We start from the raw sequence: 23,591 nt of genomic DNA on the forward strand, positions 1-23,591 counted from the left end.
CCGGGTTGATGTGTCAGCGCGAGGTCAAGCGCCGCGGCGCTGTGACGACGGACCGGACTGGCCGTCCTCGTCCGCGTCCTCGTCGTCGTTGTACAGATCCGCGTACTGTGCGTACGGGTCATCTTCCTCGTCGTCGTCCTCGAACGGCTCGGCGTTCGGTGGCTGACTCGAAGGCGATGCGCCCAGCTCATTGGCCAGACGCGACAGGTCTGTCCCGCCGCTGCTGTACTTCAGCTGGCGGGCGACCTTGGTCTGCTTGGCCTTTGCCCGGCCGCGCCCCATGGCTCGACCCCCTCGGTGACGGGGCTCGACGGCCCCAGAGTCTTGACACGCGTTCATGTTTCAGGACGGACTCTCAGCAGAGAGACCGCGCCCGTGGCTTTAACGGTACCTGCTTCCTCGGCCATACGGTACGCCGCCCGCATCACGCACCTCGGTGCAGGACCGCAGAGGAGCCCGTCCTCGCTGGTCAACCCCGATTTTAACCTCTTGTGGGCGGCCGACCCGCCGACCGGAGTGAGTCTTGTCTCCCTGTGGCCCCGCCGGCTGATCCCCTGTCCGTGCGGGGCATCCGCCACCGGGCCTTCCTCACTGTCCGGTGACGGGTGCTCGACTCCGGGTTCACGGGTCAGCGACGCCGGGCGTCCGCCATCCGCTGTTCGGCGATCCGGTCGGCCGCCGCGGCCGGCGGGATACCGTCCGCCTTCGCACGTGCGAATATGGCCAGCGTGGTGTCGAAGATCTTCGTGGCTTTCGCCTTGCACCGGTCGAAGTCGAAACCGTGGAGCTCGTCGGCGACCTGGATCACGCCGCCGGCGTTCACCACATAGTCCGGTGCGTACAGAATCGATCGGTCGGCAAGGTCCTTCTCGACGCCCGGGTGTGCGAGCTGGTTGTTGGCCGCGCCGCACACCACCTTGGCGGTGAGCACGGGAACGCTGTCGTCGTCGAGCGCGCCGCCGAGCGCGCACGGGGCGTAGATGTCGAGCCCCTCCGTGCGGATCAGCGCGTCCGTGTCCACGGCCACGGCGACCTCGGGGTGCAGGTCGGTGATCCGGCGTACGGACTCCTCGCGCACATCGGTCACGACGACCTCGGCGCCGTCGCTCAGCAGGTGCTCGACCAGGTGGCGGCCGACCTTGCCGACGCCCGCGACACCGACCTTGCGGCCGCGCAGCGTGGGGTCGCCCCAGAGGTGCTGCGCGGAGGCCCGCATGCCCTGGAAGACACCGAACGCGGTGAGGACGGAGGAGTCGCCCGCGCCGCCGTTCTCGGGGGAGCGGCCGGTGGTCCAGCGGCACTCCCGGGCGACGACGTCCATGTCGGCGACGTACGTGCCCACATCACAGGCGGTCACATAGCGCCCGCCGAGCGAGGCCACGAACCGTCCGTAGGCCAGGAGCAGTTCCTCGGACTTGATCCGGTCGGGATCGCCGATGATGACGGCCTTGCCGCCGCCGTGGTCCAGGCCGGCCATGGCGTTCTTGTACGACATGCCGCGCGACAGGTTGAGGGCGTCGGCGACGGCCTCGGCCTCGGAGGCGTACGGGTAGAAGCGGGTCCCGCCGAGGGCCGGGCCCAGGGCGGTGGAGTGGAGGGCGATGACGGCCTTGAGGCCGCTGGCACGGTCCTGGCAGATGACGACCTGCTCATGGCCCCCCTGGTCCGAGTGGAACAGGGTGTGCAGTACGTCGACAGGCACGCCGGTCACATCGGTCACTGTGGTGACTCCCAAGTACGAAGCGGCGGAAGACCCTCCTGAAGGTGGGGAGGGCCCCGGACCGACCGCGACGGGACGGTCCGACTGGGCAAGAGCGTAAGTCCTCGTGACACGTAGATCTGTTCCCGTGCCCGGGATCACCCCCCTGTGGAGTACCGGCGTGACACGATTTACCGCATGTCGGTGGTGTCTTCGGTGCTCATCCCTTACGCGTCCTACCTGCGGGTGTACGAACCGCTCGCCGCCTTCCGCGAACCCGAGCGGGGCCACTGGACGCGCTACGCGCAGCGCTCCGAGCTCCCCACGGCCCAGGACGAGCTGCGCCGTTCGCTCGCCGGATTGGTCCCCACCCCTCCGGTGGCCGTACCGGTGCACGAGAGCGGGGACGCCTTCGTCGCGTTGGTCGACGGCGTGGTCTGCGTCTGTCCGTGGCGGACCCGGATGCGCGGCTGGATGGCAATGAGCGAACTGGGGGGTCTGTTTCCGGCCACAGTGCTGGACGCGGTGCTGCCCCCGGTGGTGCGGGGGCAGGCGGCGGCGGACTACGAGCGGTGGGCCGAGCGGAATCCCGACGCCCGCCCCTGGATCCGGACCACGGTGTGGCACGTCCCCGTGCGCTGGTTCGTGCTGTTCGACGACGAGGAGCGGGAGTACCTGACGGCGGGCGCGGCCGGGGACCGGCTGCTGCGGTACCGGACTCCGATGGTGCAGGCACGCCGCCGGCTGGCGAGGGCGCTGCGGACGCTGCGGGAGACCGTGGACGAGGGGCCGCTGACCGAGGGACTGGTGGAGGTGGGGCGCTGGCTGGAGGAGTTCCATCCGCGCGCCATGGTCGAGCTGGACTACGGCGGCCTGGTCCACGCTCTGAGCGGCGAGCAGCTCGCCGCGGACCGTTCGGCCGCGGACGTGGCCGAGGGCATCGCGGCGCTGCGCTCCGGGGACAGTGACGCGGCGGGTGTGGCGTACGGACGTCTCGCCGACCGCTGGCGAGCGGTGCGTGACCTACAATCCTCCAACTAGCCCGAAGTGGTGTGAATTGGACCGCAACGCCGCATAGAGGGGCTATCCGCAGGGAAGAGACATCCTGTGAGGTGTCCGACATCCGTGGGCGCCGAGGGAGCCCGGCGGAGGTGAACGGAGATGTCCTGAGGGGAACTGACGGGTCGTGAACCGGCGCCCGGTGTGACGCGTGCGACAGGTGGGGCGGGAGACCGCCCGCCGGCCCGGGACCTACGTCCCGAACCGGGCCTTTGCCTCAAGCGTGATGGATAGCACTAACGGGGCCCTTGCGCCCTTCCCTACTCCTCATGCCAAAATAGGACAAGGAGTCCGGGGAGGACTCTGTCCGTCCAACTATGGGCGGAATGCTCAGCATTGCACGCTATGGGGGGTCTGACGACTTCTGACGACTCCTGGTTGTCCTGTGACTGATCGTCACGGGGGCGTGACTGTCCGCTATGGCATGGTCCATCGGCTTCCGTCGCTGATGAACACCTGGGAGGGCAATTCCATCGGTTTGGCCGACGTGGCTGGACGGATGGTGTAGTTGTAGTGCCGAAGACAAGCCGTTCGTCCTATAACCGACTCGGCCCGCGTCCGCCATTTCGGGCAACGCGGGTCAAGGTGCAGAATTTAGAGGAAAGAACCGAGATGGTTCGGTTCTCCCGAGGAGGCCGCTCATGACCGCTCGCACCCCTGATGCCGAGCCGCTGCTGACCCCGGCTGAGGTTGCCACGATGTTCCGCGTGGACCCGAAGACGGTCACCCGTTGGGCAAAGGCTGGCAAGCTCACGTCCATCCGCACGCTCGGTGGGCATCGCCGGTACCGCGAGGCAGAGGTCCGCGCACTGCTTGCGGGTATTCCGCAGCAGCGCAGCGAGGCCTGACACACCCCTGTCGCCGCAGCCACAACAGGGCGCTGAAGGGTCCCCCAACCCTCGGTGGCCCCACTCATAGCTCCACACGACGGGCGCCTGCCCCAACGGGCGCCATCCCGGCGAGATGCGGGTACGTCGTTCGATCGCGCTGGACTCCGCCGGGTCCAGCGCGATCTTTTTGTGCCCGGAGCGGTGCGGGAGGGCCGCTCGGGAGGGGCTGCCGCCGGCGTACGGAGGGCGCCCGAAGGGTGTCCGAACGGTCCCGGAGGGCGCCCGAACCTGCCGACGGGTCGGTTTGCGGGGCGCCCGTGTGCGACTGCGGTCGGGGCTGTTCGGGACTGTTCGCCCGGGTCCCGGGCGTCGTGGGGCAGCTCGGGTGGAACGGTCCGGGATGTACTTCCAGGGCAGTGCAATTGCACATATTAAATTCTTCAGTTGTAGGAAGTGCGTAAAGTGCCCCTCGCGCAAAACTGATTCGGTGACTCCCGTCACACCTGTGCGGTCTTGCCAACTACGAGCCTGCCACTGTGGGAGGGCGTCCGGCTGCGGCAGATGGTCATGTCGTGGGAGGACTTTCGTCCACAGGGTGACGCGTGCGGGGGTCCGTACCGGCCGTGTCGTCGTCCGTCGCCGACGCCCCGGCGGGGGCGCCCGGCACGAGGGCGCCGGCGGCGGCCTCCGGGGCCGGTGGCGGCTCGGCCGGGTTGTCGGTGTGCCGCGCCGTACGCGGCTCCTGTGGGGCCGTCAGTGGCTCCATGGCGAGCCGCAGCAGGCGGTGGCAGATCGGACAGTGCCGGGTGAGGTGGCGGTACCCGGAGGCGGCCGCCAGATGGGCGCGCAGCAGCGCGCGGGTCTCGTGCCTTTCCGTGGGCGCAGACATACGCGCGGCCTCCCGGTGGACCCGGCCACCCCGTGTCGGGGGAAAGAGGGGCGGACTCCGTCCTACGGAGTTACCCGCGGCGCGCGCCGGCGTCAAGAAGCACGGAAGCCCGGATCCAGAGGATCCGGGCTTCCGTCTACTGCGGTCCTGACGGGATTTGAACCCGCGGCCTCCACCTTGACAGGGTGGCGAGCACTCCAAACTGCTCCACAGGACCAGGTTTTCGCTGCCTGCCTTGCGGCCTGCTGCGAAGACAGACTGTACAGGAGGTCCGAGGGCCAGGTCGAACTCACTCACAGTGGGGGTGCCGCTACGGCTCCGTGGAGGGCCGGTTCACGGTGCGGCCGCGTCGATCGCCTTCACGATCCGCTTGTCGGAGACCGGCTGTGCGGTGCCCAGGGCGTGCGCGAAGTAGCTCACCCGCAGCTCCTCGATCATCCAGCGGATGTCCAGGACCTCCTGCGGCACGGGCCGCCCCTGCGGCAGCTGTTCGAGCAGCCAGGCGTACTCGTCCTGCATCTCGTGGACCTTCTCCATGCGCGTGGTGTCGCGCTGGACGTTCGTCGGCATCTGCTGCAGCCGGCGGTCCTCGGCGACCAGGTAGCGCATCAGGTCGGGCAGTCTGCGCAGCCCCGTCCTGGTGACGAACCCCGAGGGCACGAGGCGGGCGAGGTGGTCCCGTACGTCCGTGACGTTGTTGATCAGGACCAGGCTGTTCGTGGACTTCAGCCGGCGCTCGCAGGCCTGCCAGGCGGCCAGGATCTGCTGCACCTGCCCGATCGTGCGGACGGTGAGGTCCACGAGGTCGGCGCGCACCTTGTCGTACAGCGTCCGGAACGACGCCTCGTCCCAGGCGGGGCCGCCGTGCGCGGCGATCAGGCGGTCGGCCGCCGCCGTCGCGCAGTCGTCGAAGAGCGCCTGGATGGAGCCGTGCGGATTACGCGACAGCGCCAGCTTCTGCTGGTTGGTGAGCTTGTCCGAGGCGAACTTCGCGGGGTTCACCGGGATGTTCAGAAGGATCAGCTTCCGGGTGCCGCGCCACATCGCCTGCTGCTGCTCGGCCTCGGTGTCGAAGAGCCGTACGGCGACGGTTTCACCCTGGTCGACGAGGGCCGGATACGCCTTGACCGGCTGGCCCGCCCGACGGGTCTCGAAGACCTTGTCCAGGGTGCCGATCGTCCAGTCCGTGAGGCCCGAACGCTCGATGGACTCTCCCGAGGGCCCCGCGGTGGCCGCGGCGGCCTTGGAGAGGGCCTGGCGGGCCTTGGGGCGCAGCTGGATCTTCAGCGCCTCCAGGTCCTTGTCCTCGGCGACCTTGCGCCGCCGCTCGTCGGTGATCCGGAAGGTGATCTTCAGATGGTCCGGGATCCGGGACAGGTCGAAGTCGTCGGCCGTGACCGGGACGCCCACCATCCGCTGGAGCTCACGGGCGAGCGTCAGCGGCAGCGGCTCCTGGAGCGGCACCGCGCGCTCCAGGAACTTCGTCGCGTAGTTCGGGGCGGGGACGTAGTGCCGGCGGATCGGCTTGGGCAGCGAGCGGATCAGCTCGGTGACCACCTCTTCGCGCAGGCCGGGGATCTGCCAGTCGAAGCCCTCGGAGATGACCTGGTTGAGCACCTGGAGCGGGATGTGGACGGTCACACCGTCGGCGTCCGCGCCGGGCTCGAACTGGTAGGTCACCCGGAACTTGAGCTTCCCCTGCCGCCAGGAGTCCGGGTAGTCGTCCTTGGTGACGGCCCCGGCCTTCTCGTTGATGAGCATCGAGCGCTCGAAGTCGAGCGCGTCCGGCTCGTCGCGGCGCTTGTGCTTCCACCAGGAGTCGAAGTGCGCCCCGGAGACGATGTGCTCCGGAATCCGCTGGTCGTAGAAGTCGAAGAGCGTCTCGTCGTCCACGAGGATGTCGCGACGCCGCGCCCGGTGCTCCAACTCCTCGACCTCGCCGAGGAGTTTGCGATTGTCATGGAAGAACTGGTGGTGGGTCCGCCAGTCGCCCTCGACCAGGGCGTTGCGGATGAACAGATCCCGCGACGCCTCCTGGTCGATACGGCCGAAATTGATCTTGCGCTGGGCGACGATCGGCACCCCGTAGAGCGTGACCCGCTCGTACGCCATCACCGCAGCCTGGTCCTTCTCCCAGTGCGGTTCGCTGTAGGTGCGCTTCAGCAGGTGCTGGGCGAGCGGCTCGATCCACTCCGGCTCGACCTTGGCGTTGACCCGCGCCCACAGCCGGGACGTCTCGACGAGCTCGGCCGACATCACGAACCGCGGCTGCTTCTTGAACAGCGCGGAGCCCGGGAAGATCGCGAACTTGGCGCTGCGGGCGCCCACGTACTCGTTCTTCTCCGTGTCCTTCAGCCCGATGTGCGAGAGCAGCCCCGCCAGCAGCGAGGTGTGCACCGACTGCTCCGGCGCATCCTGCTCATTGAGCTCGATGCCCATCTGCTTGGCCACCGTGCGCAGCTGCGCGTAGATGTCCTGCCACTCACGGATCCGCAGGAAGTTCAGATACTCCTGCTTGCACATCCGGCGGAAGCTGGAGGAGCCCCGCTCCTTCTGCTGTTCCCGGATGTAGCGCCACAGATTGAGGAACGCCAGGAAGTCGGACGTCTCGTCCTTGAAGCGGGCGTGGTTCTGATCGGCCTGGGTCTGCTTCTCCGAGGGCCGCTCGCGCGGGTCCTGGATGGAGAGCGCCGCGGCGATGACCATGACCTCGCGGGCGCAGCCGTTCTTCTCGGCCTCGATGACCATGCGGGCCAGACGGGGGTCGACGGGCAGCTGGGAGAGCTTGCGGCCCAGCGGGGTGAGCCGCTTTTTCGGGTCCTTCTCGGCCGGATCCAGCGCGCCCAGCTCCTGGAGCAGCTGGACGCCGTCGCGGATGTTGCGGTGGTCCGGCGGGTCGATGAAGGGGAACTTCTCGATGTCGCCCAGGCCGGCCGCGGTCATCTGGAGGATGACGGAGGCGAGGTTGGTCCGCAGGATCTCGGGGTCGGTGAACTCCGGGCGCGTGACGAAGTCGTCCTCGGAGTACAGCCGGATGCAGATGCCGTCCGACGTGCGGCCGCAGCGGCCCTTGCGCTGGTTGGCGCTGGCCTGGGAGATCCGCTCGATCGGCAGCCGCTGGACCTTGGTGCGGTGGCTGTAGCGGGAGATGCGGGCGTTGCCCGGGTCGATCACGTACTTGATGCCGGGGACCGTCAGGGACGTCTCGGCGACGTTCGTCGCCAGAACGATCCTGCGCCCCGTGTGGCGCTGGAACACCCGGTGCTGCTCGGCGTGGGAGAGGCGGGCGTAGAGGGGGAGCACCTCGGTGTGTCTGAGGTTGCGCTTGTTCAGCGCGTCCGCGGTGTCGCGGATCTCCCGCTCCCCGGAGAGGAAGACCAGGATGTCGCCGGGGGCCTCGTGGTCCAGCTCGTCGACGGCGTCGCAGATCGCGGTGATCTGGTCGCGGTCGGAGTCGTCGCCGTCCTCTTCGAGGAGCGGACGGTAGCGGACCTCCACCGGATACGTGCGCCCGCTGACCTCCACGATCGGCGCCTCGCCGAAGTGCTCCGCGAAGCGCTCCGGGTCGATGGTCGCCGATGTGATGACGACCTTCAGATCGGGGCGCTTGGGCAGCAGCCGGGCCAGATAGCCCAGCAGGAAGTCGATGTTCAGGGACCGCTCGTGGGCCTCGTCGATGATGATCGTGTCGTAGGCGAGGAGCTCGCGGTCCGTCTGGATCTCGGCCAGCAGGATGCCGTCCGTCATCAGCTTCAAGAAGGTCGCGTCCGGGTTCACCTGGTCGGTGAAGCGCACCTTCCAGCCGACGGCCTCGCCGAGCGGGGTCTTCAGCTCGTCCGCGACGCGCTCGGCGACCGTGCGTGCCGCGATCCGGCGGGGCTGGGTGTGCCCGATCATGCCGCGGACGCCGCGCCCCAGTTCCATGCAGATCTTGGGGATCTGCGTGGTCTTGCCCGAGCCGGTCTCACCCGCGACGATCACGACCTGGTGGTCGCGTATCGCCTCCAGGATCTCGTCCTTCTTCTGGCTGACCGGGAGCTGTTCCGGGTACGACAGGGCGGGCGTCCGCGCGGCGCGTCCCGCGAGCCGTTCGGCTGCCTTTCCGGCTTCGGCCGAGATCTCGTCCAGCACGGACTGGCGGGCCTCGGGCTTGCGGATGCGGCGGGCACCCTCGAGACGGCGGCCGAGCCGGTGCGCGTCGCGGAGCGAGAGCTGCCCGAGCTGGGACTGGAGATCGGCGAAGGAAGTAGACATACGGATCCCAGGATCTCACCCGGGCGCGAGGAGTGGCGAACCTATTTCGTCCGGGCCGTGTCACACCTCTCCCGGACCGGGTCCCGCGACGGCCGGTGACCGAGCGGGAGGGCGGCGTCACAGGACGTACCATTTCGGGCAACTGATCATCCGTTCCCCGTCGCAGGGCGGCCCCCGCTCGCCCTTTTCCGCACCGCACCCGCACGGAGCGCCGTATGCCCACGCCCGCCCGCCTCTCGCCCTCCGCGAAGAAGCCGTCCTCCGCGAGGAAGCCGATCCTTTTCGGCCTCGTCGTCGTGCTCGCCGCCGGGCTGCTCGGCTTCGTCTCCTACCGGGCGACCGCCCCGGACGCACCCGCCTCCGACACCCCGGCCGCCGCCACCGCGGGGCCGGACCCCGACGTCTACGAGGAGCTGGCGGGACTGGCCCGGCGCGACGCCGGCGACAAGCTCGCCCAGGGCCGCGCCGACGCCCCCGTCGTCCTCATCGAGTACGCCGACTTCCAGTGCGGCTACTGCGGGAAGTTCGCCCGGGACACCGAACCCGAACTGATCAAGAGGTACGTCGAGGACGGCACCCTGCGCATCGAGTGGCGCAACTTCCCGATCTTCGGCGAGGCCTCCGAGGCCGCCGCCCGTGCCTCCTGGGCGGCCGGCCGGCAGGACCGCTTCTGGGCCTTCCACCGGGCCGCCTACGCCGAGGGCGCCAAGGAGAAGGGCTTCGGCGAGGACCGCCTCAGGGCCCTCGCCCAGCAGGCCGGCGTGAAGGACCTCGACCGTTTCGCGCGCGACACCGACAGCGCGGCCGCCACCGAAGCGGTCCGCGAGGACCGGGAGCAGGCCTACGGGATCGGCGCCACGTCCACCCCGTCCTTCCTCATCAACGGCCGCCCCCTGGCCGGGGCCCAGCCCATGGCCGTCTTCACCGAGGCCATCGAGGACGCGGCGGCGGAGGAAGCCAACGTCGGAAGCGCCGGGGACCCCGCGAAGTGACCCCGGACCTCGGCTACTTCGCCGCCCTCCTCGGAGGCCTCCTGGCCCTCGTCAGCCCGTGCAGCGCCCTGCTGCTCCCGGCCTTCTTCGCGTACTCCGTGGACTCCGCTTCCCGGCTGCTGGCGCGTACGGGCATCTTCTACGCCGGTCTCGCCACCACGCTCGTCCCGCTCGGCGCCGCGGGCTCGTACGCCGGGCGGCTCTTCTACGGGCACCGTGACGCGCTCGTCCTCGGCGCGGGCTGGCTGATCATCGGGCTCGGCCTCGCCCAGATCGTCGGGCTGGGCTTCGCCTCCCGGAGGATCGCCGCCATCAGCGGCAGGATCCGGCCCACCACCGCCCTCTCCGTCTACGCCCTGGGCGCGGTCTACGGGCTGGCGGGGTTCTGCGCGGGCCCGATCCTCGGCAGCGTCCTCACGGTGGCCGCCGTCAGCGGCAGCCCCGTCTACGGCGGACTGCTGCTCGCCGTCTACGCGCTGGGCATGGCCGTGCCGCTGTTCGTGCTCGCCCTGCTCTGGGAACGCTTCGACCTCGGCCGCCGGGCCTGGCTGCGCGGCAGGCCGCTGCGGGCCGGCCGCTTCGAGCTGCACAGCACCACGCTGCTCTCCGGCCTCTTCTTCATCGGGCTCGGAGTGCTCTTCCTCGTGTACGACGGGACGACCGCGCTGCCCGGACTCCTGGACGTGGACGACTCGTTCGCCGTCGAGCAGTGGGCCCAGAGCCTCGGCGGGCGGGTGCCGGACGGGGCGGCGCTGACGGCCGTCGCGGCCGTGGTGCTGCTCGGACTGACCGTGCAGGCGGTGCGGCGGCGGCGTGACACCGAGTGAGTACGGCGAAAGCCCCGTCCGGGGGGACGGGGCTTTCGGGTGGTGGCTGGGGCCGGGATCGAACCGGCGACCTATCGCTTTTCAGGCGATCGCTCGTACCAACTGAGCTACCCAGCCACGCAGCTCATACGGGCTGCAGCGGTCCTGACGGGATTTGAACCCGCGGCCTCCACCTTGACAGGGTGGCGAGCACTCCAAACTGCTCCACAGGACCAAGCTGATGTGCGAGACAAGTCTCGCACACGGTCGAGCGGGCCCCCAACGGGATTCGAACCCGAAATCGGCGCGGTCGGCATTCCGGGTAGGGTCCGCAGGCCTCACCGGTCAGCGCCGAAGGGCCTCCACCGGCTGGATGCGCGAGGCCCGCCAGGCCGGATAGAGGCCGGCCAGCACACCGGTGACCAGCCCGATCAGCGGGGCGGCGGCGACGGTTGCGGGGTGCACGACCGGCGTCCAGTCCCGGGCCAGAGATACGGCGACCACCGTCACGGTGCCCAGGCTGGTGCCCACCAGGCCGCCAAGGGCGCCCAGGGCTCCGGACTCGGCCAGGAACTGGGCGGTGATGTGCCGGGCGCGGGCGCCCAAGGCGCGGCGCAGCCCGATCTCGCCGGTCCGCTCCAGCACCGCGACCAGGGTGGTGTTGGCGATGCCGACCGCACCGATGATCAGGCAGATCCCGGCCAGCAGCAAAAAGAGCTGACTCAGGTCGGAGCCCACGGTCGAGCGCAGGGTCCTGGGGTCCGGAGGCGGGACAGCCTTGAAGTACTCGGGGTGGTCGGGGCGCAGCGCGGTGGCCGCTTCGGTGGCGACCTGCTGGGCGGCGCCCAGTTCGGTGGCGATCAGCATGCCGGACTCGGTGGGGCCGGGGGCGCCCCAGATCTGCTCGGCGGTGGTGCGCGGGACGACGACGGAAAGCAGCAGGTCGGCCTTGCGCTCCACGTCGTCGACGATGCCGACGACGGTGAACGACTCTTCGCCGATGAACAGCGCAGGATGGGTCTCCAGGGTGGTGATGCCCAGCCGGCTCGCGGTTCCTGCGCCGATCACGGCGACCCGGCCGGCCTGGGCCATCCGCTCGTCGTACAGCCGCCCCTCGGCCAGGGTCGGCACGGCGGCCTTCAGGACGCCGGGCGAGGCTGCGACAACATCGATCCGCTCGCCTCCGGCACTGTCGCCGATGGGCGCGGAGCGGGCGCTGCCCGCCCGGTCGTCTCGTACGGTCCAGTAGACCCCCGCGGCCTTGACCCCGTTGACCCTGCGCATCCGGGCGTCGGCGTCCGCGGGGAAGACGGGCCCGGTGAGCTGGTCGGGGTCGTCCACCGTCTCCTCGATCGTCACCTCGGTGGCGGTCAGCGCATTGAACCGGGCGTCGATCTGGGACGAGGTGGTCGCGGTCAGCCCGAGTATCGCCACGAACGTGCCGACGCCGAGCACCGTGCCGAGCGCGGTCAGCGCGGAGCGGGCGGGCCGCTGCAGGACCCCGGCCGTGGCCTCGGCGAGCAGGTCGCGGGGGGCGAAGGCGGAGGGTATGACGCCGGCGGGGGCGCGTCCACGCCGGATGCGCAGCTTCACGCGGCCACCTGCTGCTCACGAAGGACACCGTCGCGGATGACTACGGTGCGGGCACCGCGGGCGGCCACCTCCAGATCGTGCGTGATCAGCAAGATGGTCATCCCATCGGCGTGCAGTTCGTCCAGGAGCCCCAGGACCGCCCCGGCGTTGGCGGTGTCGAGGTTGCCGGTGGGCTCGTCGCACAGCAGCAGAGAGGGGCCGGCGGCCAGCGCCCGGGCGATGGCGACGCGTTGGCGTTCACCGCCCGAGAGCCGGGTGGGCAGCGAGTCGATGCGGTGGCCGAGGCCCACGCGGACCAGGGCGTCGCGGGCGCGCGGGGCCCGCTCGGCGTGGGGTACGCCGTTGTAGACCATGGCCAGGGTGACGTTCTCCAACGCCGAGCGGTGCGGCAGCAGATGAAAGGCCTGGAAGACGAAGCCGATGCGACGACCGCGCAGCGCGGTGCGATCGGCGTCACACAGCGCGCCGGTGTCGTAGCCGTCGAGGAGGTACGTGCCATGGGTGGGGGCGTCCAGTAGCCCGGCTATGTTGAGGAAGGTGGACTTGCCCGAGCCCGAAGGCCCGACGACGGTAACGAAATCCCCCGCCTCGACGAGCAGTTCACACGGCTTGAGGGCAGGCACGGGCGGCGGCCCCGGATAGGTGAGGCCGACCTGGCGGAACTCGATGACCGGCGTCACTGCCCCAACGCCCCCTTCTTCACGCCCGTGATGACCTGCTCGCCCTTGTCCAGCCGGGCAGCCCCCACCGGCTCCACGGCAACGAAGCCGTCGCCCGCGGTGCCCGTGCGCACCTCCACCCGACGCTGCTCGCCGTCCGGCTGGAGCACCGTGACCGTGGTCCGGCCGTCGGCGCCCGCGGTCAGCGCGGTGATCGGCACGACCAGCGCCTTGCCGTCGGTACGGGCCGCTTCGATGGTCAGCCGCACATCTTGCCCGGCCAACTGGGCATCCAACGCCTTGTCCGGATCGACCCGCAGCAGATAGCCGCTCTGCCCCGCCGCCGCCGGCACCCCACCGCCCGGCTCGCCCTCGCCGCCACCACCCCCGCTGCCGCTGTCCGGCGCAGTCAGCGAATCGGCCAGCGAACCCACCTTCGCCTGCGCCTCGATGCCGGTCAGCTCCGAGTAGATCTGCACCCGCTGCCCCTTGCGCACCAGGCCCTTTTGATGCTCCTGCAGATAGGCCTGTACCGCGAGCTTCCCGCCGGACACCGTCAGCATCGTCCCGTCCACGGGCGCACCCACGCGCCCCGGCACCGCATCCACCCGGGCGGGAAAGCCCTGTAGGAAGACCACTTCGCCGGCCGGCAGCCGAGGACCCGACGCGGCCTGCGCGGCAGCCAGATCATCCCGCGCCTCAGCCAGATCATCCCGCGCGTACTGCACGCCACGCGCCGACCCCTTGCCCTCGGCGTCCTGGGCCTCCTCCACCGCCCGCTCAGCCGCCGTCACCGCACCCTCGGCCGTCTTCAGCCCTTCCCCGTTGTCGTCCACAGCCTGCAGCGGGTCGTAACCTATGCCGGCGTAGAAGGCGTTGAGGGCGGCCTTGGTCCCTGCTCCGAAGGTCCCGGCGGTATCGCCGCCCGTGCCGTGCCCCAGGTCTTGCAGCGCCTCCTGCAGCTGCTTCACGTCGTCGCCTTCCGCGCCGGGCTTGAGATCGCGGTAGACGGGTATCCGCCCGGGCAGGGCGAACACCGGCCGCCCGGAGACCTCGAGCAACACCTGCCCGGCCTTCAGCCGATCGCCCTGCTTGACCGGCAACTTGGTCACGACGGGTGCGGCACCGTCCTCCCCGCCGGCCACCTGCGGCGCCACATCCACACTCTGTCCGGCAACGACCTGCCCGCGCACGATCACCGACGACGTCAACACCCGATGTTCCACCGGTGACGTCAACACCGACCGCTCCGGCGGCCTCGCCTCCGCCGCCGCCTGCGAAGGCGACTTGATCAGGGTGGAGGCCACCACCCCGGCCCCCGCGAGCAACACCGCCCCACCCGCGACAGCGGCGATCCAACGGCGCCTACGCGCAAGCCCGCCGGCGGGACCTCCGTCTGCGGCGGCAGTCTCTCCGGCCTCCTGCATCGTTTTTACAACGGGTTCGTCAGCAGCATCCGGTTGTGCGGTCACGTCATCACATTTCCTCGTCGTACCCTGCAGATCTGCTTGACCGTGTCCTGCCGGGGTCGGTCAGCCGCCGACGACGGCTTTGCCGTTTTTGCCAGGGCTGCACTTCTTCAGGGCCGCGACGAGGGCGTCGTTATCGTCCATCTCGGCCCTGTCGTATGTGGTGAAGCCCTTGGCCTTCATGCATGCGACGAAGGCCGGGTCTGCCCCCGCCGTCCCACCCTCGTCCGCGGGAGTGTCCCGCGCAGGCAGGAGATCCGCACACTTCCCCTCGGCCTTGGTCAGCACCGCCTCTTTCCCACCGGCCTTGACCACACGGAGTTCACCGTCGGAGGTGGTCTCGATCTCGACCCCGTTCTTCTCCAGGCACCCGTAGTAGTCACGGTCCGAGTCACTCGCCGCCGAGGGCTTCCCACCCGCTGCGGGCCTCGTGCCGGAATCACTCCCGCTGCCCGCGCTGTCCTTCTCGGCACCGCCGCATCCGACCAGGACGGCGGCTGCCAGCAGTGCTGCGCACAGTGATTGCGTGACGCGAGTGGGGGAGGGCATGAGTAACTCCGTTTTGCTGAGGGGAGGGGGGGGTGGCGTAGCCGCTCTGCGGCACGTCACGCCCAGCCGTCTTCCCCCGGGACCGTCCGCCGCAGAACGGGTCCAACCGCGACTGACCCCACCACGTGGTGAGAGTCGCCGTCTACTGGCCCAAGGGACAGTAGACGGCGATTAATTGACGATCTGTAATGACGCGGCACGTCGAACGGCTGCACACGCAACAGCACCTCTGTAGCAAGGAGTTCTGTTCATGACGAACCTCACCCGCCGCGTAGCCACAGTCGCGCTGGCCATCTCCGCCCTCGGCGGCTTCGGTCTGGCTACTGCCGGCACAGCGGCAGCCGAGCAGGTCGCCTACGACGGCTACCTGGACCCAGAGGAGATCGGCTTCTACTACAACTCGGACCAGGCCGGCTGCGTCTTCGACCTGTACGACAAGGACCAGAACTTCAACAACGACTATTTCAAGGCCTTCCCGAGCTCTGGCTCGTGCAACGGCAAGGGACAGGTCGTCGGCAACAACACCGCCTCCTACAAGAACCGCACCGGCGAATCCTGGTACGTCCATACCGGCCCCAACAGCGGAGGTACGTACCACGGCGAAATTCCCGCCTATTACGTCGGTAACGCGACCGCCAACTTCAAGAACAACATCGAGTCGACCTGCTATCTGGTCGAGTACTGCGCCCCCTACTAGATCGCACCGGGCGGCACACGCCCGAGCTCTCACTGCCCGCTGTCCCGTTTGCCGTTATCAAGCGGGACAGCGGTTTCTCCACGCTACCCGCACGACGACCGCGAGGATCCCCGCCATGGCTCTCCCAGCCCGACTCCTGGCTGCCACCTGTCTGGTGAGCGCTGCCGCACTGACCCTCAGCGGCTGCGCAGGCGAGGAGACCGCAGCCGACGGCGCGGGAAAGGAGCCGGCCATCGGCAGCATCGAGAAATTGAGCAGCACCGAAGGCCTGGAATTCCCGATCGCAGCATACGAGGCCACCTCCGATCAGCAGTATCAGGTGAAAAAGGCCCAGGATCGTCTGGTCGAGCAATGCATGAAGCGCTTCGGCTTCGAGTACGCCCGCCCAGCCCCGACACCTCCGAGCAGGGACGACTCGAAATCACGGGTCTTCGGGCTGGCCAGCGCGGAGGATGCCGCCCAGTTCGGCTACGCGAGCCCTGGCCGAGCAACCGACCCGGCACCCGCCACGAGACAGTCGCCACCCCCTCTCAGCAGGACCGGCGAGACGGTGCTGAACGGGGTGGACCCCGTTGCCGAGGCTGCGGCGAAGGCAAAGGGCAAGGCAGCCGCCCCCACCGATGAACCCATGTCGCAGGCCGAGGCGGAGAAGGCGCCGGGCAGCGGCATCATCGTCAACGGCGAGGAAGTGCCCGTCGGCGGCTGCGGTCGGGAGTCGGCTCTGAAGCTGTACGCCCCGAATCCGGGATCCATCGACATCCTCTTCGTCTTCAATCTGGGTGGTGAGGCCGAGTCCAGGGCGCTGGAGGACTCCAGGGTGAGGAAGGCCACGGCCAAGTGGTCACAGTGCATGGCTGATTCCGGCTTCACCACCTCCAGTCCCGACAACATCCAGTCGGACCTGGGCCTGGAGCAGGGCGAGCTCTCCAGCCCCGAGGCCGTCACCATCGCCACAGCGGACGTCGCCTGCAAGACGCAGGTCAACTACATCGGCATCCGCTACGCCGTGCAGAGCGCGTACGAGAAGTCTCTGGTGGAAGAGCACGCCGAGACCCTCGCCCTGTTCAAGCAACAGACCCAAGACCGGCTCCGCCTCGCAGCGCAACTCAACGGCTGATCGGATCAGTTACGATTCCTTCACATCAGGATTGCGCGGGCTCTGGCCACCCGCGCGGCTGTTGAACCCCGGGGGGGGATTCATGCGTTCTGTTGACCAGGTGGACGGGGACTGCTTGCTGGACGGGGACGGTGGTACCTCGGCAGCCGCGGACTTACTCCTCCGCGCGCTCGCCCTCGATCCCCCTCTCACCGAGACCGAGGAGAAGGTCCTCGACCTGCTGCGGGGTGGGCCGACCAATGCGGAGATCGCCACCCACCTGGGTATCACGACCCGTACGGTGAAGTTCCATGTGTCAAACCTCCGGGTGAAGCACTTCGGGCTCTCCCGCCTCCAGCTCTGCCTGCTGGCCACGTTGCGCCGACTGGACCCTGTGGCGGCCGGGACCGCCGTGGGACCAACCGGTCAGAATTGAGCAACGGGGTCCGCAGCGTGCGACACATCCGGCGCCGATGGACATCTGGCGGCGTCACCGGTCGGTGCACGGCGGCGTCGGCCACCTCCGGCCCGACGGGCCACGGGCCCTGGAGGAGTGGGACGACTTCACCTACCGGGTGGTCGGCACCGCGCCGAACCTCGCCGCCGCCCGGGACGGGGTCGCTGAGCGGGCGCTCGACGACGACTCCGCCGCGTGACGCGGCAGGCCGGCCCTTCCGGGCGAGCCGACGGCCGGGCAGGCCATGCCGTCAGCCCCCAGTTGGTGATGATGGCGTACCTGCACCGGTCCACGAGCGCACCGCCTCCTCCCAGCAGAGGACACCCTCCGGGCGCTTTCAGGCGCCACGAAAACGCCCCGGACGGCATGTCCGGGGCGTTTTCAGTGCAGTGGCTGGGGCCGGGATCGAACCGGCGACCTATCGCTTTTCAGGCGATCGCTCGTACCAACTGAGCTACCCAGCCACGCAGTTCGCCGAGGCGATCTGCAAGCGGTCCTGACGGGATTTGAACCCGCGGCCTCCACCTTGACAGGGTGGCGAGCACTCCAAACTGCTCCACAGGACCATATTTACGTATGCGAACGAATTCGCATACGTAACGTTTTACGTGCCCCCAACGGGATTCGAACCCGTGCTACCGCCTTGAAAGGGCGGCGTCCTGGGCCACTAGACGATGAGGGCTAAGGGCCCACCTGCGTGCCTTCCAGCGCGTCGGGGACGTGAGAAGCATATGGGATGCGGGGAGGTATCGCCAAAACGGTTTACGGGGAGGGCGTCGGGACGCTCGGGGAGGGTGCAGGACTCTTCAGGTTCTCCTCCGGGAGATGGCGGCTGACCTCGGCCGTCGTCAGGCCCAGACCGCCCAGGGTGATCTCGTCCCAGGCCTGCAGATGCCGGGTGGCGCGGTCCAGATAGAGCACCGAGGCGCGCACCTTCTCGGGCTTCTGGTTCTGCACGGCGCGCAGTCCGCCGCCACCCGTGGAGCCCTCGACCTTCAGCCGCGTGCCCAGGGGCAGCAGTTCGTTGACCCGGTGGTGCACATGGCCGGCCAGGACCAGCGGAACCGTGCCGTCCGTCTCCCGCGCCGCGTTCGGGTCGTGCGCCACCGCGATGTCCACCGGGGTGCCCGCCCGCTTCTGGTCGCGGAGCGCCGAGGCGAGGCGCATGCCCGCGAGCTCCTCCGAGGCCTTGCCGCCGGTGGGACGTGACCGGTCGGGGGTGAACTGGGGGTCGCCGGTGCCGGCGATCCGCACCCCGGCCACGCTCACGGCGTGGCCCTCGTCCAGTACGTACGCGTTCCTGGTCTTCTTCAGATAGGCCTGGGTCTGCTTGGAGTCGTGGTTGCCCCTCACCCACACATAGGGGGCGCCGAGGTCGCGGACGGGGTCGAGGAAGCCGTTCTCCGCGGCCGTCCCGTGGTCCATCGTGTCGCCCGAGTCGATGATCACGTCGATCTCGTACTGCTCGACCAGTGAGCCGATGATGTGCCAGGCGGCGGGGTTGAGATGGATGTCGGAGACGTGCAGAACCCGGATGGTCGCCGGGTCCGGCTGGTACACGGGGAGCGTGGACGTGGCGTCGTACAGCTTGGTGACGTTGGTGACGAGCCGGGCCAGCTCCTGCTGGTAGACGTCGAATTCGGTGACGATCGAGCGGGCGTCGCCGACGACCGAGGGGGCGCTGGAGAGCAGCCCGGAGAATTTCGGCTCCAGGACGGACTTCGGGTTCCAGGTGGCGTAGGCGCTGACGCCCGAGGCGGCCAGCAGCGCCAGGGCGAGGCCTCCGGCGGCCAGGGCGCGGCGCGGGCGCCGGTAGACGACGAGGCCGAGTGCGGTGGCGCCGGAGACCACGGCCACGCAGGAGCGGACGGCCAGCTCCCGGGTGCCGGAGGCGACGTCGTCGGTGACCTCGTCCTGGAGACCCGAGAGGCGCTCGGGGTGCTTGACCAGGGCCTGGGAGCGCTCCGGGTCGAGCTGGTCGACGTCCACGTCCAGGCGGACCGGGGCGTGGTGGGAGTCCAGCTCCAGGGCGCCGAGCGGTGACACGTTGATCTTGGTGCCGCCGACCGCCGACGGCCGCAGCGTCATGGTGGTGTCCATGGGCCCCACCGGCGTACGCACGCTGCCGACGACCAGCAGCCCCAGCCAGGCGCCCAGCACGACCACGGCCAGCAGGCCGAAGGCCCGTTTCCAGGGGTGCGCGGAGGGGAGGAGCCCGCCGGTCGGGGCGGTGGCGCGCGAGCGGGAGCGATGGAGGCGGCGGACACGGACGGCTGCGGCGTGGAACGGGCGGGCCATTGGGCGCGTATGCCCCGATCGGGCGGCGGACATGCGGGCGGGCGGGGAGGTGTGGGCCGGGCGGGTGCCGCCGGGGCGGGTGCGGCCCGCCCGTTCCCGCCCTGCGTACGTGACAATGGCCGGGTGCTGGAGATGACGCGCGAGGAGTTCGAAGAGCTGGTGAGCCTGGCTCTTGACCGGGTCCCGCCGGAGCTGATGCGGCTGATGGACAACGTCGCGGTGTTCGTGGAGGAGGAGCCGGAGGACCCGGAGGACCGGGAGCTGCTCGGACTCTACGAGGGCACGCCGCTCACCGAGCGCGGTGAGTGGTACGCGGGGGTGCTGCCGGACCGGATCACCATCTACCGGGGGCCGACGCTGCGGATGTGCGAGACCCGCGAGGACGTCGTCGCCGAGACGGAGATCACCGTGGTCCACGAGATCGCCCACCACTTCGGCATCGACGACGAACGGCTGCACGAACTGGGGTACGGGTGAGCACCCAGGATCCACCGCCCGGGCGGCCCGTCGTCGACCCGGACGTCGACCTCTCCGTACCCGCGCAGCGCGCCGAGACGGCGGGCGCGGGGAAGTGGCGGGTCCTGGCGGCGATCGCCGCGGGCGGCGCGGCCGGGGCCACGGCGCGGTATGCGGCGTCCCTCGCCTGGCCCACCGCCGAGGACGGCTTCCCCTGGGCGGTCTTCGCCGTCAATGTGGTCGGCTGCGCCTTGATCGGTGTGCTGATGGTGCTGACCGCCGAGCGGGGGAGGCTCACGCATCCGCTGGTACGGCCGTTCCTGGGGGTCGGGGTGCTCGGCGGGTTCACCACGTTCTCGACGTACGCGGCCGATGTGTCGAAGCTGCTGGCGCGTCAGGAGGCGGTGACGGCCATGGCGTACATGGTGGCGACGGCTGTGGCGGCGCTCGGCGCGGTGTGGGGGGCGGCCGCGCTCACCCGGGCTCTGGTGGACGGACGGGGGCGGCGGGCGTGAACTGGCTGCTGGTCGTCCTCGGGGGCGCGGCCGGGGCACCGCTGCGCTATCTGACGGACCGTGCGGTGCAGGCGCGGCACGGTGCGGGGACGCCGTACGTCTTCCCGTGGGGGACCTTCACCGTGAACGCGGCGGGCAGCCTGCTGCTCGGCGTACTCACGGGAGCCGCGGTGTCCACACCGGTGTACGCGCTGCTGGGTACGGGGCTGTGCGGGGCGCTGACGACGTATTCGACGTTCTCGTACGAGTCTCTGCGGCTGGCCGAGACGGGCCGCGGCTTCCTGGCCGGCGCCAATCTGCTGGCGTCCCTGCTGGTGGGGCTCGGGGCCGTGTTCCTGGGGGCGGAGCTCGCGGGGGGCTTCGGGGGTCCCGGCGGGTGACCGTGCCGGCCCGCGTGTGTGCGGGTGTTGTGTCGGGGCGTGTCCCCGGCGGGTGCGGGGGAGTTGGACACATCGCTCTCCCTTCCCGCCGTCTCCCCTCCCCGGAGGTGCCACCCCGTGCGCCAGTTGTCCGCCCGCGTCCGCTGGGCAGCCGTCACCGTGCTGACGATCGCCGCGTCCACAGGCTGTGTGAGCGTCGGCGACGACGCAGGGAAGCCGGCTCCTTCGCGTGCCGCCGGCGAGAAGGGTGCGCCGGACCGTCCGGACGGCGGCACCGTGTCCGGCACCGGGCGGTCCGGCTCGGGCGGCGGCCGTGCCGAGGCGCAGTCCGACCGGGGCGCCTCCCGCAAGCCGGACGCCGAGGCGTCGGGCCGTGCCCCGTCGGCCGGGCCCGAGGGCACCCGCCCGGAGGCCGGTGGCCCCGGCACCCCGGAGCCGACCCGGGGCGGCCCTCTGCCCACCCCGGAGCCCAGTGAGCCCGGACCGGGTGAGCCTCCGCCTCCGCCGGTCATTCCCGAGGAGCCTCCGCCCTCGCCCGAGCCGGAACCCTCGTCGCCGCCGGAGCAGCCTTCCGCCTCGCCGGCCGCGCAGTCCCGTACGGATGCGATAGGGGCGCCGGGGAGGATCGAGGTGTGGCCCACTCCCCGGGTATCACCGCAGGTCGCGCCGGTGTGAGCAGGGTCGGGAGGGGGCCGGTTTGCATGAATGGGGGGAGGGTGCGTATGGTAGTAGATCGTTTGATCCTATGCCCGGCGCCGACACAGAAGAGCGCCGTGTGGCGCGTACTCTCCCTTGCCGTGGCTGGACCGCATTGAGGCGGTCGAAATTGCGAAAACACGGAGTTACGGGCGCGTGCCGAGACTCCGGAAGGTTTCGCATTTCGCATGTCAATTTCCAGTTCTGACCACACCGTCATGTCCGAGAACGACGTCGAGAACATCGAGGTCGTGGAGGCCGCCGAGGCCGTAGTGGCCCAGGCCCCCGAGGCAGCCGACGAGACCCCCGCGACGGAGGCCCCGACCGCGGAGACCTCCGTCGAGGCCGCGTCCGACGAGGACGCCGAGCCGAGCATCACCTTCGCCTCGCTCGGACTGCCTGAGGGCATCGTCCGCAAGCTCGCGCAGAACGGTGTGACGGCCCCCTTCCCGATCCAGGCCGCGACCATCCCGGACGCCCTGGCCGGCAAGGACATCCTGGGCCGTGGCCGCACCGGCTCCGGCAAGACGCTCTCCTTCGGTCTGCCGACCCTGGCCGCGCTGGCCGGCGGTCACACCGAGAAGAAGAAGCCCCGCGCGATCATCCTCACGCCGACCCGTGAGCTCGCGATGCAGGTCGCGGACGCGCTGCAGCCCTACGGCGACGTGCTCGGCCTGAAGATGAAGGTCGTCTGCGGCGGTACGTCCATGGGCAACCAGATCTACGCGCTGGAGCGCGGTGTCGACGTCCTCGTCGCCACCCCGGGCCGGCTGCGCGACATCATCAACCGTGGCGCCTGCTCCCTGGAGAACGTCCAGGTCGCGGTCCTCGACGAGGCCGACCAGATGTCGGACCTGGGCTTCCTGCCCGAGGTCACCGAGCTGCTCGACCAGATCCCCGGTGGCGGCCAGCGCATGCTCTTCTCCGCGACCATGGAGAACGAGATCGGCACGCTCGTCAAGCGTTACCTGAGCAACCCGGTCACCCACGAGGTCGACAGCGCCCAGGGCAACGTCTCGACCATGTCGCACCACGTCCTCGTCGTGAAGCCGAAGGACAAGGCGCCCGTCACGGCCGCGATCGCCGCCCGTAAGGGCCGCACGATCATCTTCGTCCGCACCCAGCTGGGCGCCGACCGCATCGCCGAGCAGCTCATCGAGTCCGGCGTGAAGGCCGACGCGCTGCACGGCGGCATGACGCAGGGTGCCCGTACCCGCGTGCTCGAGGACTTCAAGAAGGGCTTCGTCAACGCGCTCGTCGCCACCGACGTCGCCGCCCGCGGCATCCACGTCGACGGCATCGACCTGGTCCTGAACGTGGACCCGGCCGGCGACCACAAGGACTACCTGCACCGCTCGGGCCGTACCGCCCGTGCCGGCAAGTCCGGTGTGGTCGTGTCGCTGGCGCTGCCGCACCAGCGCCGCCAGATCTTCCGCCTCATGGAGGACGCGGGCGTCGACGCCTCGCGTCACATCGTGCAGGGCGCGGGCGTCTTCGAGCCCGAGGTCGCCGAGATCACCGGTGCCCGGTCGCTGACCGAGGTCCAGGCCGACTCCGCGAACAACGCGGCCAAGCAGGCCGAGCGCGAGGCCGCCGACCTCACCAAGCAGCTGGAGCGCGTCCAGCGCCGGGCCGTCGAGCTGCGCGAGGAGGCCGACCGTCTGGTCGCCCGTGCCGCCCGCGAGCGGGGCGACGACCCGGAGGCGGCGGTGGCCGAGGTGGCCGCCGAAGCCGAGGCGGCGCTCATCGCAGCGGTGTCCGTCCCGGAGCAGCCGGCCGCGCGCGACGACCGTCGTGACGACCGGGGCAACTTCAACCGCCGTGACGACCGTGGCTCCGACCGCGGGGGTTACCGCGGCGGCAACGACCGTGGCGTCGGCGAGCGCAGCGGCCGTCCCTCGGGCGGGTCCGGCTACCGCGGGAGCAACGACCGTCCGTCGTTCCGCGGCAGCAACGACCGTCGTGACGACCGTCCGTCCGGTGGCTTCCGCTCCGGTGGCGGCGACCGTCGTGACGACCGGGGTGGCCGTTCGTTCGAGCGTCGTGACAACGACCGTCCGTCGTTCAACCGCGAGCGTCGTGACGACCGTCCCTCGGGCGGCTTCCGCTCCGGTGGCGGCGACCGTCGTGACGACCGGGGTGGCCGTTCGTTCGAGCGTCGTGACAACGACCGTCCGTCGTTCAACCGCGAGCGCGT

At 70.0% G+C, this 23,591-nt stretch carries 22 protein-coding genes and 6 tRNA genes; 13 read left to right on the plus strand and 15 right to left on the minus strand.

Annotation, left to right across the window (positions count from 1 at the left end):
* Positions 1-24 precede the first annotated feature (24 nt).
* Positions 25-282 (minus strand): DUF3073 domain-containing protein, encoded by a 258-nt coding sequence (locus ACIBCU_RS17900; RefSeq protein WP_031097368.1) that lies wholly within the window; start codon positions 280-282, stop codon positions 25-27.
* Between the two features lie 346 nt (positions 283-628).
* A complete protein-coding gene (locus tag ACIBCU_RS17905; RefSeq protein WP_362936145.1) occupies positions 629-1,720 on the minus strand; it encodes a Glu/Leu/Phe/Val dehydrogenase dimerization domain-containing protein in 1,092 nt (363 codons plus the stop codon).
* Between the two features lie 177 nt (positions 1,721-1,897).
* Between ACIBCU_RS17905 and ACIBCU_RS17910 the strand changes: the two genes are divergently transcribed.
* Together ACIBCU_RS17910 and bldC are read left to right on the plus strand one after the other, a co-directional pair.
* A complete protein-coding gene (locus tag ACIBCU_RS17910; protein ID WP_399232254.1) occupies positions 1,898-2,740 on the plus strand; it encodes a hypothetical protein in 843 nt (280 codons plus the stop codon).
* A gap of 659 nt (positions 2,741-3,399) precedes the next feature.
* On the plus strand, positions 3,400-3,606 hold the full coding sequence (bldC, locus tag ACIBCU_RS17915; protein ID WP_003949541.1) for a developmental transcriptional regulator BldC: 207 nt from the start codon (positions 3,400-3,402) through the stop codon (positions 3,604-3,606).
* 547 nt (positions 3,607-4,153) lie between these two features.
* Here the strand turns inward: bldC and ACIBCU_RS17920 are convergent.
* The 3 genes from ACIBCU_RS17920 to hrpA all read right to left on the minus strand — a co-directional run bounded on the left by ACIBCU_RS17920 (position 4,154) and on the right by hrpA (position 8,731).
* Complete coding sequence (locus ACIBCU_RS17920) at positions 4,154-4,477, minus strand: DUF6274 family protein (RefSeq protein ID WP_399232256.1); 324 nt, start codon at positions 4,475-4,477, stop codon at positions 4,154-4,156.
* Positions 4,478-4,619: 142 nt separating this feature from the next.
* Positions 4,620-4,694, minus strand: a tRNA-Asp gene (locus ACIBCU_RS17925).
* A gap of 116 nt (positions 4,695-4,810) precedes the next feature.
* A complete protein-coding gene (hrpA, locus tag ACIBCU_RS17930) occupies positions 4,811-8,731 on the minus strand; it encodes an ATP-dependent RNA helicase HrpA (RefSeq protein WP_399232258.1) in 3,921 nt (1,306 codons plus the stop codon).
* Positions 8,732-8,946: 215 nt separating this feature from the next.
* Here hrpA and ACIBCU_RS17935 point away from each other — a divergent pair, with 215 nt between their 5' ends.
* Positions 8,947-9,723, plus strand: a complete 777-nt coding sequence (locus ACIBCU_RS17935) for a thioredoxin domain-containing protein (protein WP_362936157.1) — start codon at positions 8,947-8,949, stop codon at positions 9,721-9,723.
* A complete protein-coding gene (locus tag ACIBCU_RS17940; protein ID WP_362936159.1) occupies positions 9,720-10,550 on the plus strand; it encodes a cytochrome c biogenesis CcdA family protein in 831 nt (276 codons plus the stop codon). Before ACIBCU_RS17935 ends, ACIBCU_RS17940 begins: the two co-directional genes overlap by 4 nt.
* Before the next feature lie 40 nt (positions 10,551-10,590).
* Here ACIBCU_RS17940 and ACIBCU_RS17945 read toward each other — a convergent pair.
* The 6 genes from ACIBCU_RS17945 to ACIBCU_RS17970 all read right to left on the minus strand — a co-directional run bounded on the left by ACIBCU_RS17945 (position 10,591) and on the right by ACIBCU_RS17970 (position 14,799).
* Positions 10,591-10,667: transfer RNA gene (locus tag ACIBCU_RS17945), tRNA-Phe, on the minus strand.
* 22 nt (positions 10,668-10,689) lie between these two features.
* A tRNA-Asp gene (locus ACIBCU_RS17950) sits at positions 10,690-10,764 on the minus strand.
* 110 nt (positions 10,765-10,874) lie between these two features.
* The gene (locus ACIBCU_RS17955) at positions 10,875-12,122 is read right to left on the minus strand and encodes an ABC transporter permease (RefSeq protein WP_399232261.1); all 1,248 of its coding nucleotides are present in this window, start codon (positions 12,120-12,122) and stop codon (positions 10,875-10,877) included.
* Positions 12,119-12,802 carry an ABC transporter ATP-binding protein gene (locus ACIBCU_RS17960; protein WP_362936162.1) on the minus strand — a complete coding sequence of 228 codons (684 nt, stop codon included), beginning with the start codon at positions 12,800-12,802 and terminating at the stop codon, positions 12,119-12,121. The genes ACIBCU_RS17955 and ACIBCU_RS17960 overlap by 4 nt, the downstream gene beginning before the upstream one ends.
* On the minus strand, positions 12,799-14,088 hold the full coding sequence (locus ACIBCU_RS17965; protein ID WP_362936165.1) for a peptidoglycan-binding protein: 1,290 nt from the start codon (positions 14,086-14,088) through the stop codon (positions 12,799-12,801). Before ACIBCU_RS17965 ends, ACIBCU_RS17960 begins: the two co-directional genes overlap by 4 nt.
* Before the next feature lie 225 nt (positions 14,089-14,313).
* Complete coding sequence (locus ACIBCU_RS17970; protein WP_399232264.1) at positions 14,314-14,799, minus strand: hypothetical protein; 486 nt, start codon at positions 14,797-14,799, stop codon at positions 14,314-14,316.
* A 250-nt stretch (positions 14,800-15,049) separates the two neighbouring features.
* On the opposite strand from ACIBCU_RS17970, the gene ACIBCU_RS17975 reads away from it, so the two are divergent.
* The 4 genes from ACIBCU_RS17975 (at position 15,050) to ACIBCU_RS17990 (ending at position 17,248) form a co-directional block, all read left to right on the plus strand.
* Positions 15,050-15,496: a hypothetical protein gene (locus ACIBCU_RS17975; RefSeq protein ID WP_362936171.1), complete on the plus strand. Its 447-nt coding sequence runs from the start codon at positions 15,050-15,052 to the stop codon at positions 15,494-15,496.
* 154 nt (positions 15,497-15,650) lie between these two features.
* The gene (locus ACIBCU_RS17980; protein WP_399232266.1) at positions 15,651-16,613 is read left to right on the plus strand and encodes a hypothetical protein; all 963 of its coding nucleotides are present in this window, start codon (positions 15,651-15,653) and stop codon (positions 16,611-16,613) included.
* A gap of 82 nt (positions 16,614-16,695) precedes the next feature.
* The gene (locus ACIBCU_RS17985) at positions 16,696-17,028 is read left to right on the plus strand and encodes a helix-turn-helix transcriptional regulator (protein ID WP_362936177.1); all 333 of its coding nucleotides are present in this window, start codon (positions 16,696-16,698) and stop codon (positions 17,026-17,028) included.
* A gap of 37 nt (positions 17,029-17,065) precedes the next feature.
* A complete protein-coding gene (locus tag ACIBCU_RS17990; RefSeq protein ID WP_399232268.1) occupies positions 17,066-17,248 on the plus strand; it encodes a DUF6087 family protein in 183 nt (60 codons plus the stop codon).
* Positions 17,249-17,439: 191 nt separating this feature from the next.
* On the opposite strand, the gene ACIBCU_RS17995 is transcribed toward ACIBCU_RS17990, so the two are convergent.
* The 4 genes from ACIBCU_RS17995 to ACIBCU_RS18010 all read right to left on the minus strand — a co-directional run bounded on the left by ACIBCU_RS17995 (position 17,440) and on the right by ACIBCU_RS18010 (position 19,347).
* Positions 17,440-17,513 (minus strand) — tRNA-Phe (locus tag ACIBCU_RS17995).
* 27 nt (positions 17,514-17,540) lie between these two features.
* Positions 17,541-17,615: transfer RNA gene (locus ACIBCU_RS18000), tRNA-Asp, on the minus strand.
* A gap of 43 nt (positions 17,616-17,658) precedes the next feature.
* Positions 17,659-17,731, minus strand: a tRNA-Glu gene (locus ACIBCU_RS18005).
* 80 nt (positions 17,732-17,811) lie between these two features.
* Positions 17,812-19,347 (minus strand): metallophosphoesterase, encoded by a 1,536-nt coding sequence (locus tag ACIBCU_RS18010; RefSeq protein WP_362936183.1) that lies wholly within the window; start codon positions 19,345-19,347, stop codon positions 17,812-17,814.
* A gap of 123 nt (positions 19,348-19,470) precedes the next feature.
* On the opposite strand from ACIBCU_RS18010, the gene ACIBCU_RS18015 reads away from it, so the two are divergent.
* The 5 genes from ACIBCU_RS18015 to ACIBCU_RS18035 form a co-directional block, all read left to right on the plus strand.
* Complete coding sequence (locus tag ACIBCU_RS18015; RefSeq protein WP_015578045.1) at positions 19,471-19,824, plus strand: metallopeptidase family protein; 354 nt, start codon at positions 19,471-19,473, stop codon at positions 19,822-19,824.
* Positions 19,821-20,318: a fluoride efflux transporter CrcB gene (crcB, locus tag ACIBCU_RS18020; RefSeq protein WP_399232271.1), complete on the plus strand. Its 498-nt coding sequence runs from the start codon at positions 19,821-19,823 to the stop codon at positions 20,316-20,318. The genes ACIBCU_RS18015 and crcB overlap by 4 nt, the downstream gene beginning before the upstream one ends.
* Positions 20,315-20,698 carry a CrcB family protein gene (locus ACIBCU_RS18025; protein ID WP_362936189.1) on the plus strand — a complete coding sequence of 128 codons (384 nt, stop codon included), beginning with the start codon at positions 20,315-20,317 and terminating at the stop codon, positions 20,696-20,698. Before crcB ends, ACIBCU_RS18025 begins: the two co-directional genes overlap by 4 nt.
* A 117-nt stretch (positions 20,699-20,815) precedes the next feature.
* Positions 20,816-21,373 carry a hypothetical protein gene (locus ACIBCU_RS18030; RefSeq protein WP_362936192.1) on the plus strand — a complete coding sequence of 186 codons (558 nt, stop codon included), beginning with the start codon at positions 20,816-20,818 and terminating at the stop codon, positions 21,371-21,373.
* Positions 21,374-21,612: 239 nt separating this feature from the next.
* Positions 21,613-23,591: DEAD/DEAH box helicase (locus ACIBCU_RS18035; RefSeq protein ID WP_399232273.1), on the plus strand; the 1,979-nt coding region annotated here is incomplete at its 3' end.

The sequence above is a fragment of the Streptomyces sp. NPDC051064 genome (genome assembly GCF_044455985.1).
In the GTDB taxonomy this organism is placed as follows: Bacteria; Actinomycetota; Actinomycetes; order Streptomycetales; family Streptomycetaceae; genus Streptomyces.

Bases quoted from the DNA above. Each gene is read 5' to 3' on its own strand.
- ACIBCU_RS17935 (WP_362936157.1), top strand. From the start codon at position 8,947: ATGCCCACGCCCGCCCGCCTCTCGCCCTCCGCGAAGAAGCCGTCCTCC.
- ACIBCU_RS17985 (WP_362936177.1), top strand. From the start codon at position 16,696: ATGCGTTCTGTTGACCAGGTGGACGGGGACTGCTTGCTGGACGGGGAC.
- ACIBCU_RS18010 (WP_362936183.1), bottom strand. From the start codon at position 19,347: ATGGCCCGCCCGTTCCACGCCGCAGCCGTCCGTGTCCGCCGCCTCCAT.
- ACIBCU_RS17990 (WP_399232268.1), top strand. From the start codon at position 17,066: ATGGACATCTGGCGGCGTCACCGGTCGGTGCACGGCGGCGTCGGCCAC.
- ACIBCU_RS17920 (WP_399232256.1), bottom strand. From the start codon at position 4,477: ATGTCTGCGCCCACGGAAAGGCACGAGACCCGCGCGCTGCTGCGCGCC.
- ACIBCU_RS17970 (WP_399232264.1), bottom strand. From the start codon at position 14,799: ATGCCCTCCCCCACTCGCGTCACGCAATCACTGTGCGCAGCACTGCTG.
- ACIBCU_RS17975 (WP_362936171.1), top strand. From the start codon at position 15,050: ATGACGAACCTCACCCGCCGCGTAGCCACAGTCGCGCTGGCCATCTCC.
- hrpA (WP_399232258.1), bottom strand. From the start codon at position 8,731: ATGTCTACTTCCTTCGCCGATCTCCAGTCCCAGCTCGGGCAGCTCTCG.
- ACIBCU_RS17900 (WP_031097368.1), bottom strand. From the start codon at position 282: ATGGGGCGCGGCCGGGCAAAGGCCAAGCAGACCAAGGTCGCCCGCCAG.
- ACIBCU_RS17910 (WP_399232254.1), top strand. From the start codon at position 1,898: ATGTCGGTGGTGTCTTCGGTGCTCATCCCTTACGCGTCCTACCTGCGG.
- bldC (WP_003949541.1), top strand. From the start codon at position 3,400: ATGACCGCTCGCACCCCTGATGCCGAGCCGCTGCTGACCCCGGCTGAG.